Consider the following 12,551-nt stretch of genomic DNA (forward strand, 5'->3'; position numbering starts at 1 on the left):
AGTCGTGCGCGGTGATCGGGTCGTATTTCTTCTGCGGCCCCTGGATGATCGCTTTCATGTTGGCCTGGCAGAAGAACGGCAGCGAATAGCGTGGGCCGAGATATTCGTGCGCGTACGGCATGCGCACGCGATGCAGCGTCGACTGCAACTGGTCATCGCTCCAGCGCTTCAGCATGTCACCGATATTGCAGGTAATGACGCCGGGCAGGGGCTCGACATCGGTCCATTCCAGTTCGGAAGCTTCCTTGCCGGGGCACAATTGCAGCCCGCCCTGTCCGGCGCGCTGATGCAGGAGTGTCAGGCAGTCGAAATCGGTGTGGGCGCCGGCACGCCAGCCTGTGAAGTCATCCGGCTTTGCGTCGATCATCGGAAGATAATGCAGGAGCCGCAGCGTGCTCTGATAATCGGGCGCGAGTGGATCATGCGCGTCGGTGAAGAAATCGGGCGCGAAGCCGAGCTTGAGCGCGAAGCAGGACAGCACCTTCATGCCGAGTGCCCAGTTGGCGCGTTCGAAGGCGAGCATTGTCACTTTGAAACCGGGCAGGTCGTTTCCGTCTGGCCAGAGCTTCGCCATGCGCGGCGCGGTGATCTGGTAGCTTTCCTTGTTGTCGGCGGTGCCGGTCGAAGGCCGGACCTGGCTTTTGAATTCCCAGCCGGCATTGGTCCCCTTGAGCAATGGCATTTTCGCCTTGGTCTCGTGCGGCAGGCCGAAGAAGCGCGCCGTCATGTCGAAGGCCTCGTCGACCTGGGCCTGCGGAATGCCGTGATTGACAAGCTGGAAGAAGCCGATGTCGACCGCAGCGGTCCAGAGCGCGTCGGCGATCTCGTGCTTGCGCTGCTCGAAATTGCTCATGTCGATACGCGGCACATCGCGCTGCCTGGTGGTGCCGACGCCGCCGAAGGTGGTTTCAAGGTTGAGTTCCGGCAGGTCGTAGGTCGCAGTTGCTGTTTTGGTCATGGCCTTCTCCAGGGAGATGCGGCGTCTTGCGCCGTGGTTGCGGGACACAAGGACCGCCGCGTCCGAGCATGCGCTGCCCATTTTCTGAGCCGGGCCGAAGCCGGTATCCGGGCGCGCGCAAGCGCACCGCGCGCCATGGCGCAACCCCGGACATTGGATGCGGATCTGCTCGAAAGGTGCGGCATTGCGTGGCTCCAGAGCGATAAAAATCGATCCTTGCCGAGCAATGTCCCGGGCGGTGCGCGCCCTGACCGCTTCTACTCGCCAAGAAAGATTATCAGAAGCGCGGACCGCTCCGAAGCCTGAAAAGGTGGCAGACGGCCCAGATTTGCCGGGAAATCGTTATATTGACAGACTGCGCGATGAACCTGTCCGGTGGTCAACCGGCATGCCCGGGAGCAGCGTGTTCGCATGGATGACGACTGGATTGATCTCGGCTCTGCCGACACACTCGCTGCCCGGTCATTGCAGCGTCACAGGGCCGGGCATCTCGAGATCGCGCTGACCTGCACGAACGGGCAGTTCGGTGCCATTCACAACAACTGCAATCACGTCGGTGGGCCGCTGGGAGAGGGGACGCTCGACGGCGATTACGTCGTGTGTCCCTGGCATCAATGGAAGTTTCACCGGGTCACCGGCATTGGCGAGCCCGGCTTTGAAGCCGACCGCGTGCCGTCTTACCCCGTTAAGGTCGAAGCGGGCCGCGTTCTCGTCAACGTGAAGTCCGGCACCGCGCGGCATCGCGCGCCGCACAAGCCGCATCCGCTGGCGCGTCCAATCCTGCGGGCCGAGGGTCCCGTTCGCGTTGCCGGGATCTCGACCACCGCGATGGACCCGAAGGCGCCTCGTTATTCAGGCTCCGACGATCTGCTGGCGTCGTCCCTGGCCGCGGCGGCGGAGCAGGGATGCGAGACGCGCCTCATCAAGCTCAACGACCTGAAATTCCGCTCATGCGAGGGCTATTATTCCAAGGCGGCGCGCGCCTGCACCTGGCCCTGTTCGGTTACGCAGATGGACCCGAAGGACGAACTCGATGCGATCTATGAGGCGCTGGTGCACTGGGCGGATGTGATCATCCTGTCGACGCCGATCCGGTGGGGGCAGGCGAGTGCGCTCTATTTCAGGATGGCGGAACGGCTGAACTGCATCCAGAACCAGGTCACCACCCATAACCGCGTGATGATCCGCAACAAGGTTGCCGCCTTCATCATCGTTGGCGGACAGGACAATGTGCAGGGCGTTGCCGGACAGTTGCTCGGCTTCTTCGCCGAACTTGGCTTTCACTTCCCGCAATTCCCGTATATCGCGCATAGCCGTGGCTGGTCCGCCGAGGATATGGAGAACAATGTCCGCGACGTGAGGGATTCGAAGGACTTGCACGACGGCGCCGCGGAACTGGCCCGCCGGTCGATCGAATTGTCGGAGCGGCTGCTGCGGACGATTCCTCCGGAACACCTTGAACGCGGCGGCCGCAAGGCGCACGCCGAGCGGAAACGCTCCGGCTGATGCGCGGTGCTGCGCTAACCTAGCCCCACAACTGCTTGCTGGCGATCCGTGCGCCCTCGGCGAGGCTCTCGAATTTCGCCCACATCACCTGCGGATGCACACGCTGCGTAGTCTCGCCCTGGGCGAATCCGCAATCGGTGCTGGCGATCAGGTTCTCCTTGCCGATCGCCCCGGCAAAATTGACGATGCGCTCGGCGACCAGCTCGGGATGCTCCACCGTGGTGGTGTGATGGGTGATGATGCCCGGAATCAGGATCTTGCCTGCCGGCAGCTTCTTCGTCTTCCACAGCTTCCATTCGTGCTCGTGGCGCACATTCGCCGCTTCGATCGAGTAGGCGCCGGCCTTCACGCTCAGCATCAGGTCGACGATGTCGGACAGCTTCGCATCGGCGACATGCGGGACATGCCAGCTTCCGAAACAGATGTGATAGCGGATGCGGTCCTCCGGAATGCCTTCTAGGGCCTTGTTCAGCGCGGCCACACGCAATTCGGCCCAGTCGTAGAACTTCTTCGGGCTTTCCTGGCTGAGGTGATCGAACATGTTCGCGAGCACCGCGTCGTCGACTTGCAGCACGAAGCCCGCGTTGACGATCTCCAGATATTCCTCGCGCAATGCGTTCGCGATCGCAAAGACATAGTCTTCTTCGTTCTTGTAGTATTCGTTCTCGGCGTCATAGCCGACGCTCGCCGGGGCGACCGCGGTGAAAAACACGTCTTCGACCTTGGTCTTTGCCACCGCCGCCTTCAGCGCTTCGAGGTTGCCGCGCACGGCGTCATGGCCGGTATAGGTGATCGGAGCGACGCAGGCATGTCCCGGCGAGCCGGTCACGCCGCGCGGAAATTGCTCCTTCATGAATTCGTCGAAACGGATGCGATCACGGCCGAGCCAGACCGCCTGATACATCTTGTCCGGACGGAATTCGAACCCGCTCAGGCGTTCGAGGATATAGTTGGCCCATCCCGATTTTCCGAACTCGCCGTCATTGACGATATCGATGCCGGACCTGGCCTGGTGCGCAACGATGTCCGCGACCTCCGCCTCCAGTTTCTTCTGATCGTGATTTCTGACGGCCTCGATCGCCGCTTTCGAGCGGACGAGACTGCCGACATGGGTCGTCAGGATGCGGTTGTCGCTACGCTTCATTGCTGTGCCTGTTGAGTTTCTTGGAGAGACTGTAGGGAGAAAAAAAGCGCGGCGTGATCCGCCGCGCTTCACCTCGTCGTTGGCCGCTCAGTAGGCCGAGTTGCGCTTCTTGACCGTCGCCTTCAGGTCGTCGAGCACCGCCTTGGGATCCTGACCGGTCTTCTTCACGTCGGCTTCCCAATTCGCGACGATCGGCTCGGCCGACTTTTTCCACGCGGCGAGTTGGTCCGGGGTCAGGGGATAGACCTCATGGCCGGGCAGCGCCTTGATCTTCGCATTGCCGCCGGATTCGTAATCCGCCCAGGGGGTTGCGATCTTCAGCGCCCAATCGCTCGAGCAATGCTCGTCCATCACCTTCTGCTGAGCCGGTGAGAGCTTCGCATAGGTCGCCGGATTCAGCACCCAGACCTGCTCGGAGACGTAGATGGGAACGTCGATATGGAACTGAGCCACCTTGTCGATGCCGAATAACAGCACTGAGCCCCAGGGCGCACCCGCTCCTTCCGCCACGCCCTTTTCGAGCACGTCGCGGATTTCCGGTGCCGAGGCCTGTACGTTGCTGGCGCCCAGCGAGCGCATCCAGTTGGCGATCACGGCATTCGGCGGACGAAACTTCATGCCGTTGATGTCGGTCGGCACCTGCACCTTCTTCTTGGTGAAGTGGAAGGTGCCCGGATCGTGCGCGAACATCAGACAGAACCTGACGTCCTTCATCTCCTTGGCAGCATAGCGGCGATACCACTCGTCCATGGCGGCGCTGCCTTCCTTCGAATTGTTGAAGATGAAGGGCAGCTCAACCGCCGCAACGATCGGGAATCGACCGGGCTCGTAGCCGGGGTTCACATGGGAAATGTCGACGATGCCGTCGCGCGCCATGTTGTAATGGTCGAACGCCTTGCCGAGCTGCTGCGAGGGAAAGATCGTGATCTTGATTGTGCCGTTCGACGCCTTGTTGATCGACGCCGCCCATTCTTCGGCGGCCTTGTGCATGGGATGCTGCGGCGGCACCCAGTGCGAGAAACGAAGCTCGACCGGCTTGTCTTGCGCGGCTGCTGGCGCCGCGACAAGGGAAAGCGCGGACAGTGCCGCCAGACAGTACAAGCTATTTCTCATTTTGCATTCCTCCGATGTTGTTGTCTTTTGACAGGGGCGGGCGACTTATACAGCAACCTTGGTCTTGAACGTAATCAGCGACGAACCGGGTACCAGGTCGCGGGTCTTCCGGCTGAGCGCCGCAAGCTCCAGGTTGCGGCGGGCGAGGCGTGCATGCTCGCGCATGATGAATTCGGCGCGCTCGCCTTCGCCGTCCTCGATCGCGCGTGCGATACAGCGGTGATGATCCTGCGCCACCGTGAACAGCACAAGCGCCTGCGGCAGACTGGCCTGTACCGTGACGAATGCCGACGCCGAGGCAAAAGGCAGCGCCACCGCACGCGCGATCTGTCGAGACAGCACTGCGCTGTCGGCGAGGTCGATCACGATCTGATGGAAGCGTCCGTTCAGCTCGACATAGCGCGAGAAATTCGCCGAGGTCACGCCGTCGCCGAAAACCAGTTCATCGAGCGCGCTGAGACAGGCTTTCAGGGCGGCGCGTTCCGCTTCGGGCGCCCTGCGTTCGGCAGCGAGACGGGCGGCGAGGCCCTCGAGGGTGCCCCGGACTTCGATCGCGGCATGGATGTCGCGCTCGCTGAACGCCGAGACCGCGAATCCACCGGTGGGTATCGCGTGGGCGAGTCCTTCCTGTTCGAGCCGCATCATGGCGGTGCGGATCGGGGTGCGCGACACGCCGAGTCGCTCGACCAGGGAGAGTTCAGACAGGCGTTCTCCCGCACGCAATTCGCCGCTCAGAATCAATTCGCGCAGCTTCAGGAGCGCGGTGACGTTTTGCGGAGAGGGCGCGTCCATCCGGAGCTTGTTTTTTGGCGTTTCCTGCCATGCAAGCTGTATACAATATTGAGCCCTGTCAACTGCAAAGACCAGAAAATTGACCGATGGCCCGCGGACGAATGCTCGAATTGTATTCACGCCCACGATCCATTGTATAATCTCGAATGGGCGGCCGCACGGAATGGCCGGGCGGATGCAACCGGGCGCCGCCGCCCAGACAAAGAGGCATTTTTCGATGTGACGGACAGCGCATGAACATAACGATTTACGGCATCAGGAATTGCGACACCATGAAGAAGGCGCGCGCCTTCCTCGACAAGGCCGGGGTCACCTATACGTTTCACGACTACAAGACCGCCGGTATCGACAAGGCGCGGCTGGAGCGCTGGAGCAGGGATGTGGGCTGGGAAACCTTGCTGAACCGCGCGGGAACGACGTTCCGCAAGCTTCCCGACAAGGACAAGGCCGGATTGACCGGAGCCAAGGCGATCAGGCTGATGCTGGATCAGCCTTCAATGATCAAGCGGCCGGTGCTGGAGATCGGAAGCGCGCTCCTCGTCGGTTTCAAGCCCGAGGCGTACAAGGCGGCCTTGGGGAAATAGCCGGGCGCGAATGCCGGCTGCGTGCAGATGCCATTGTGCCAATTGCCTCAGCGGCAGTGGCGCGCATTCGCCACTCTTGTCATTTCGGCGGCGGCACCGGATTTCCCCACATTCGCCGCCACAGCCACCGGATGCCGGTTCGGGCTTCGTGCTGTTCGCGAAAGCGAACGGGCGGCATCGCCGCGATGGTCGGACTCTGCCGCTCGCCGACCACGAAGTTGAAACTGTAATATGGCTCCTGGCCCATCCGCAGGTCGGAGATGATGACCTTGCCGTCGCGCTCGCTCATCTTGAACAGGCCCTGCGTGAACCACGCAACGCGTGCGACCGATGGATAGTCGCGCACCGCGCCATAAAGCGCCTCGCCGCGCGGATAGGCGTCAAAGGTCATGCGCGGATCGCGGTCGAGCAGCGATCGGAAGCCTTCGAGATAGCCGTCGGGCGTCATGGCGACAACGCGCCATAGCAGCGTGTTGAACGCGGTTGGCGTCACCAGCAGGCGTTCGACCTTGCGGCCGTCCGATGCCAGAGACGCCTCCGCGATCGCCCTGACCTGCGCCTGCGCGAACACTCCCCATCCGAGATAAAGCGTGCTGAGGATCAGCCCGGCGATGTTCCACCGCCAGCCGCGCTCGTTGCGCAGTATCAACGCCACGCCGATCCCGATCAGAAGCGGCAGCGTATAGAGCGGGTCGATGATGAAGATGCTGCCGACGGCATAGGGAAAATCCGTGAAGGGACGCAATATCTGCGTCCCGTAAACGGTGAACCAGTCGAGGATCGGATGAGTGACGAGCGCAAGCCAGACCGCAAGCCACCAGCGGCGGAACTGGTGGCGTTCGCGCAAGATCGCGGCGCCTGCGAATGCGACGGCAGGTGAGGCGAGAGTCAGCCAGAACAGCGCGTGGCTGTTGGCGCGGTGCAGCGTTACATTCGAAACCGGGTCGCCGTGGTCGTAGAAGGCGTCGAGGTCGGGAAGCGTGCCGGCGAGCCCGCCGATCAGCGCCGCTTTCCAGGGTCTGGTGCGCCCGCGCATGACCGCGATGCCGATCGCGGCACCGAGCGCGAATTGGGAAAGCGAATCCATGGAGCGTCACTGCCGCTGGAATAGTTCGTAGCGAACCGGATTGTCAGGGCATGCGGTGAATCCGCAGATTGCCAGTGTCGAGACAATATTGGCAGCGGTCAGCGCGATCACAAGGACCACGGCGGCGCGTGCGAGGGTTCCAGGCTGGGGCAGCGCCGCCGCCGCATCGAACTGGCCTTCCAGCAACAGGATGAGCGCAAGCAGGACCAGCGCCAGCACGAAGGCGATGAACGCCCATGTGTAATAGTGATAGCCGAGAATTGCGCTGCCGTAGCCGGGATCGCCGGGCAGAATATGCAGAAGGATCTGTCGCGCCGAAACCGCGGCGCCTGCAAGCGCCGCCAGCATCGAGAGTGCATAATGCGAGGGCCTCGGTCCGAAGCGCAGGTTCAGGATCGGCCCCGCGGCAAGCGCGCAAAGAAACGCGCGCTGCAGCAGGCAGAGCGGGCAGGGCAACTCATCCAGCACGAATTGCATCACGAAAGCTGCGGCCAGGAGCGCGCCGAGCGCGTAGAGCGCAAGCGTATTCAGGTTGAGGGCAAGTGACCGCATCTTCGTGCTCAAAACGACAGCGTGAGCGGATCGGTGATGTGATGGACGAACAGCGCGATGCTGAGAATCAATGCCAGCGCAAAGGCTGCCATGGCGGCCCTGCGCGCAGCGAACCAGGCGGCGACGAGCACGCCGGTCCATATCAGGAAGAGGAGCGTGAAGATCATTCGTCCATCGTCAGGCAATTGGTGGATTGATTCCCGCGCATCCGCCATGCCCGGGAAACGGATTCGCGACGGGCGGCCGAACGCCTAGCGTCCCGAATCCGAAGTCCGCTTCATTCTGCGGCTTGCTCGTGAGCGGACTTCGGATTCGAAGGACACCAAACCACCACACTAGTTGATCTTCACATTGCCCGCCTTGATGATCGGCGACCAGCGCTCGATCTCGTTGTCGATCACCGCGCGGAATTCCGCCGGCGAATTGCCGACGGGCTCCATATACTGGGTGGCGAGCTTGTCACGCACTGCGCGCGCCTTGAGCGCCTCCACCACGTCCTTGTTGATTGCCTCGATCAGCGCGGGCGGCGTGCCCCCCGGCGCGATCAGACCCATCCAGGTGTCGGCTTCGACATCCACGCCTGATTCCTTCAGGGTCGGGATATTGGACAGGTAGGGCGAGCGTTTCGGCAGCGAAACCGCGAGGATCGTCACCTTGCCGACATCGGCTTGCGGGGTGACGGCGATCGCGGGCAGGACCGCGATGTGCACGTCGCCGCGCACTAGCGCCGTCATCGCGGCGGGCGAGGACGGGTAGGGGATATGCACCATCTTGGCGCCGCTCTTCTGCGCGATCGCCTCGACCGTCAGATGCGAAAGCGAGCCATTGCCGATCGAGCCGAAATTGTACTTGCCCGGTTCCTTCTTCAGCAGCGCGATCAGATCGCCCACCGTCTTGACCCCGAGATCGGGATGGACCGCGAGCGCGCTCGGCATGGTGACGAGCTTTGTTATCGGCGCGATATCCTTCTTCGGATCATAGGGGAGTTTCGAGAACAGCAGCGTGTTGATGGCGAGCGGTCCGCCGATCGACACCCCGATCGTGCTCCCGTCGGGCGCCGCCTTGGCGACGGCATCGGTGCCGGTATTGCCGCCCGCTCCGGGCTTGTTTTCGATCACGAATGCGGAGCCGGGATATTTCGCCTGCAATTGCTCGCTCAGCAGCCTTGCCACGATGTCGGGGGTGGAACCGGGGCCGAACGGCACCACAATCCGGACCGTCTTGGCCGGCCAGTCCTGCGCCTGAGCCGGTGCGAATGCAGTGAGGATGGCGGCAATGGCCAGGGCTGCTCGCTTCATCGATTGTCCTTTCCGGAAAAAGCGCCGCTTTCGCCGGCGGTCACGTTCTCGGTACTAAATTCCACTGCGACCCTATGTATCCAGCCGCCCGTTCCGTTCTGCAAGCCGTTTTAACCCGGAAACTCTGCCGGAGACGAGGGACGCAGCGTTCGAACCGCCACGCGCTGCATTGTCATCCGAGGCAGTTCGGGACAGCGTTGCGGCGGGCCGGCTTGCCAGCGACGCAGCGCCCGCTAAGAATGGTTCCAGATTGGAGGCGGGCGGGGCAGCCATGGGTCTTGGCACGCTCATATTTGGGCTGATCGTATTTCTTGCGCCGCATGTTTTCGTGACGCGGCGCGCCGCGCGCGCGCGTCTGATCGCACGGATCGGCGAAGGCCCCTACAAGATCGGCTTCTCGATCATTTCCGCGATTGGCGTCGTCCTTATCGCGGTCGGCTTCGCGCGCTATCGCGCGACCGAATGGGTCAACCTCTGGTATCCGCCGGTATGGACCCGGCACCTCGCGCTGCTGCTCAACTGGATTGCGATCGTGTGCATCGCGGCAGCCTATATCCCCGGCCATATCAAGCGGGTGCTGAAACATCCGATGCTGGTCGGAGTGAAGCTGTGGGCGCTGGCGCATCTGATCGCGAACGGCGACCTTGGCTCGCTGATCCTGTTCGGCTCGATCCTCGCATGGGCAGTGTATGACCGCATCACCCTGAAACGGCGAACCGACCCGGGCGCACCGTCGCTGCCGCAGGGCGGCTGGCCGAGCGACCTGGTCGCGGTCGTGGTCGGCACGGTGGTCTATGTGGCGCTGGTGCTGCTGTTCCACCCCATCATCATCGGTGTGCCCGTGATCTTCGGATAAGGGAAACCTGACGTCATGTGGGGCGCGGCAGGTCTTCCAGATAGCGTTTCTCCAGCATGACGTGCACGCCCTTGTTGCCGTTGACGACCTGAGTGATCCGCAGGTCCGCAGCGAGACTGCAGAGCGTGTAGGCGTCCTCTCGCGACAGCCCGCTGCGCGAACAGATTGCGGCGATCATCTCTCGCAGCGCAACCGTCACGCAGGCGTCGAGGTCCGGATCGAATGCCATCGTGATCAGGTGCGTGGGCGTCTCGGCCCAGGGCCAGTCGAGCCGTCGTCCCGGATGCAGATGCAGTTCGAAGGTCCCGATCAGCCCGGTCTCGATCGCGGTCAGGCAGACTTCGCCGTCGCCCTGTGCGCCATGGCCGTCTCCTGCCGAAAACAGGGCACCTTCGGTGTGGACCGGCAGATAGAGCGTTGTGCCCGCGACCAATTCCTTGTTGTCGATGTTGCCGCCGTGGCGGCCGGGCGGCACCGACGAGACGGTGCCTGCGGCGGGAGGCGGCGCAACGCCCATGATCCCGAAAAACGGCCGCAGCGGAATGTCGGTCCCGAAGGGCAGACGGCCGATCATCCGGTCCGCATCGAGCCCGATATGGATGACGCGGCCTTGCTGGAAATCATCCGGCAAAGCGCCCGCGCCAGGGCGGATCATGTTGAAGCCCCAGTCGTCACGCAGTGCCACCGCCTTGATGCGCACTTCCAGCGTGTCGCCTGCCCGGGCGCCGCGGATCGCGACCGGTCCGGTGCAGATATGCGGACCGGTCTTGCGTTCGACGCTGCCGTGGATCGCGGGCAGAGCCGGGGCAATCGTGAAGCCGGCTGCCGCCGCGGGCAATTGATCGGGCAGGCCGGAGACGGTCGTTATCGTGACGGTGTCGCCGCTCTCGATCGTGAGCACGGGCGCAAGCGCAGCGTCGAAATGGCCCCAGTGGACCGTGGCGGGCGAGGGGTCGAGGCGGTGCTGGGTCATTGCGGACTTTCAATCTGAACGCGGGCAACCGACGATAACAGCGCCCGTGGCATCAGGCATAGATGCGCCGGTGCTTTCGGCGGCGAATTACGCGACCAGGCGTCGTGCGGCCGTGCCGGCAAGACGCAGGCGGCTGTTGCGCATGCTGTAGAAGAAATAGACGCAAAGGCCGATCGCGCCCCAGATCACGAGACGCAGCCAGGTATCGCCCGGCAGGCCCAGCATGAGCAGCACCGCGCTCAGCGCGCCGGCCGGTGCCACCAGCCAGATCGCCGGCACCTTGAATGCGCGCGGCATGTCCGGCTCGCGCATGCGCAGCAGCAGCACGCCGATGCACACGATGGCGAATGCCATCAGCGTCCCGATCGAGACGAGTTGCGCGACCATATTGATCGGCAAGGTTCCCGCGAGCGCCATGACGACGACGGCGATCAGCAGCGAACTCACATAGGGCGTGCGGAAGCGGGGATGGATACGCGCCCCCCAGGCTGGCAGAAGCCCGTCGCGCGACATCGAGAAGAAGATGCGTGCCTGGCCGAGCAGCAATACGAGGATCGCGGAGGTCAGACCGAGTATGGCGCCGAGCTTCACCAGCGGCTCGAGCCACGTCAGTCCGGTTGCGTCGATGCCGACCGCGATCGGATCGGCGACGTTCAGCCGGTCGTATGGCACGATGCCGGTGAGAACGAGGCTCACCAGTACGTAAAGGACGGCGCAGACCAGCAGTGAGCCGAGGATGCCGACCGGCATGTCGCTGCGCGGATTCTTCGCCTCCTGTGCCGCCGTAGAAACCGCGTCGAAGCCGATATAGGCGAAGAACACGATTGCCGCGCCGCGCAGCACGCCGCTCCAGCCGAACACGCCCGGCTGCTCGTTCGGCGGTATGAAATCGCCCTTCGGATTGCCTGTCGTGACCCAGTTGGCGGTGTCGAAATAGAACGCACCCGCGACGATGAACAACACCACGATGGTCAACTTGATCGCGACAATGACATTGTTGACGCGGGAGGATTCGCTGGTGCCGACGATCAGCAGCGCCGTCATGGCGGCGATGATCGCCATTGCCGGCAGGTTCACGAGCGCGCCGGTGAAGGACCACACGCCCGTCGTGGAGTCGTAGGCCAGCGGCGATGCGGCAAGCCGCGGCGAGATCGGCAGGCCGACGCCCTGCATGAAGCTCACCACATAGCCCGACCAGCCGATGGCGACCGCGGTCGCGCCGAAGGCGTATTCCAGGATCAGATCCCAGCCGATGATCCAGGCGACGAACTCGCCGAGTGTGGCATAGGAATAGGTGTAGGCGCTGCCCGCGACCGGCACGCTCGATGCCATCTCCGCATAGCACAGCCCGGCAAGCGCGCAGACCAATGCGCTCAGCAGGAAGGACAGCGAGACTGCGGGTCCGGCATTGGTCGCAGCGGCATTGCCGGTCAGGACGAAGATGCCGGCGCCGATGATGCAGCCGACGCCGAGCGCGACCAGGCTGGTGGCGGACAGCGTGCGCCTGAGCGCGCCGGTGCCTTCGCCGCTCTCGGACTCCCGCTTGAGCTCGGCAAAAGGTTTTCGGGCAAAGAGGTCGGGCAAGCGCTACGCGATCCCCGCAAGCGTGCGACCCTGCGATCTTTCCCTGAGTCGCGCGCGGCTGTCACCTGCGGCGCGCGACCGACCGCGACTAGGGCGTGTCCGAC

At 63.3% G+C, this 12,551-nt stretch carries 13 protein-coding genes; 3 read left to right on the forward strand and 10 right to left on the reverse strand.

The genetic code is table 11. The features are described 5' to 3' along the window. Nucleotides 1-958, reverse strand: a 958-nt coding sequence (locus AB7F49_RS33470) for an isopenicillin N synthase family dioxygenase (protein ID WP_428530337.1), incomplete at its 3' end; no start/stop codon positions are given. Between the two features lie 411 nt (nt 959-1,369). Between AB7F49_RS33470 and AB7F49_RS33475 the strand changes: the two genes are divergently transcribed. Further along, nucleotides 1,370-2,464 carry a Rieske 2Fe-2S domain-containing protein gene (locus AB7F49_RS33475; protein ID WP_428530339.1) on the forward strand — a complete coding sequence of 365 codons (1,095 nt, stop codon included), beginning with the start codon at nt 1,370-1,372 and terminating at the stop codon, nt 2,462-2,464. 19 nt (nt 2,465-2,483) lie between these two features. Here the strand turns inward: AB7F49_RS33475 and AB7F49_RS33480 are convergent, their stop codons facing one another. The 3 genes from AB7F49_RS33480 to AB7F49_RS33490 all read right to left on the reverse strand — a co-directional run bounded on the left by AB7F49_RS33480 (nt 2,484) and on the right by AB7F49_RS33490 (nt 5,513). Continuing rightward, a complete protein-coding gene (locus tag AB7F49_RS33480; RefSeq protein ID WP_428530341.1) occupies nt 2,484-3,608 on the reverse strand; it encodes a hypothetical protein in 1,125 nt (374 codons plus the stop codon). 87 nt (nt 3,609-3,695) lie between these two features. Next, nucleotides 3,696-4,721, reverse strand: coding sequence for a TRAP transporter substrate-binding protein (locus AB7F49_RS33485; protein WP_428530343.1), 1,026 nt, complete (start codon nt 4,719-4,721; stop codon nt 3,696-3,698). A gap of 45 nt (nt 4,722-4,766) precedes the next feature. Further along, nucleotides 4,767-5,513, reverse strand: a complete 747-nt coding sequence (locus tag AB7F49_RS33490; RefSeq protein ID WP_428530345.1) for a GntR family transcriptional regulator — start codon at nt 5,511-5,513, stop codon at nt 4,767-4,769. Nucleotides 5,514-5,746: 233 nt separating this feature from the next. Between AB7F49_RS33490 and AB7F49_RS33495 the strand changes: the two genes are divergently transcribed. Continuing rightward, nucleotides 5,747-6,097, forward strand: coding sequence for an ArsC family reductase (locus AB7F49_RS33495; RefSeq protein WP_428530347.1), 351 nt, complete (start codon nt 5,747-5,749; stop codon nt 6,095-6,097). 79 nt (nt 6,098-6,176) lie between these two features. On the opposite strand, the gene AB7F49_RS33500 is transcribed toward AB7F49_RS33495, so the two are convergent. The 4 genes from AB7F49_RS33500 to AB7F49_RS33515 form a co-directional block, all read right to left on the reverse strand. Further along, nucleotides 6,177-7,184 (reverse strand): metal-dependent hydrolase, encoded by a 1,008-nt coding sequence (locus AB7F49_RS33500; RefSeq protein ID WP_428530349.1) that lies wholly within the window; start codon nt 7,182-7,184, stop codon nt 6,177-6,179. A 6-nt stretch (nt 7,185-7,190) separates the two neighbouring features. Then, the gene (locus AB7F49_RS33505) at nt 7,191-7,736 is read right to left on the reverse strand and encodes a disulfide bond formation protein B (protein WP_428530351.1); all 546 of its coding nucleotides are present in this window, start codon (nt 7,734-7,736) and stop codon (nt 7,191-7,193) included. A gap of 8 nt (nt 7,737-7,744) precedes the next feature. Then, complete coding sequence (locus AB7F49_RS33510) at nt 7,745-7,903, reverse strand: DUF5993 family protein (protein WP_428530353.1); 159 nt, start codon at nt 7,901-7,903, stop codon at nt 7,745-7,747. 168 nt (nt 7,904-8,071) lie between these two features. Next, complete coding sequence (locus tag AB7F49_RS33515) at nt 8,072-9,034, reverse strand: Bug family tripartite tricarboxylate transporter substrate binding protein (RefSeq protein WP_428530355.1); 963 nt, start codon at nt 9,032-9,034, stop codon at nt 8,072-8,074. 271 nt (nt 9,035-9,305) lie between these two features. Between AB7F49_RS33515 and AB7F49_RS33520 the strand changes: the two genes are divergently transcribed. Next, a complete protein-coding gene (locus AB7F49_RS33520; protein WP_428530357.1) occupies nt 9,306-9,890 on the forward strand; it encodes an NnrU family protein in 585 nt (194 codons plus the stop codon). Between the two features lie 13 nt (nt 9,891-9,903). On the opposite strand, the gene AB7F49_RS33525 is transcribed toward AB7F49_RS33520, so the two are convergent. Continuing rightward, on the reverse strand, nt 9,904-10,863 hold the full coding sequence (locus AB7F49_RS33525) for an acetamidase/formamidase family protein (RefSeq protein WP_428530359.1): 960 nt from the start codon (nt 10,861-10,863) through the stop codon (nt 9,904-9,906). A gap of 87 nt (nt 10,864-10,950) precedes the next feature. After that, entirely contained in the window at nt 10,951-12,447 is a 1,497-nt protein-coding gene (locus AB7F49_RS33530) for an amino acid permease (RefSeq protein ID WP_428530361.1), read from the reverse strand. Nucleotides 12,448-12,551: the final 104 nt, after the last annotated feature.

The organism is Pseudorhodoplanes sp. (assembly GCF_050250235.1).
Lineage (GTDB): Bacteria > Pseudomonadota > Alphaproteobacteria > Rhizobiales > Xanthobacteraceae > Pseudorhodoplanes.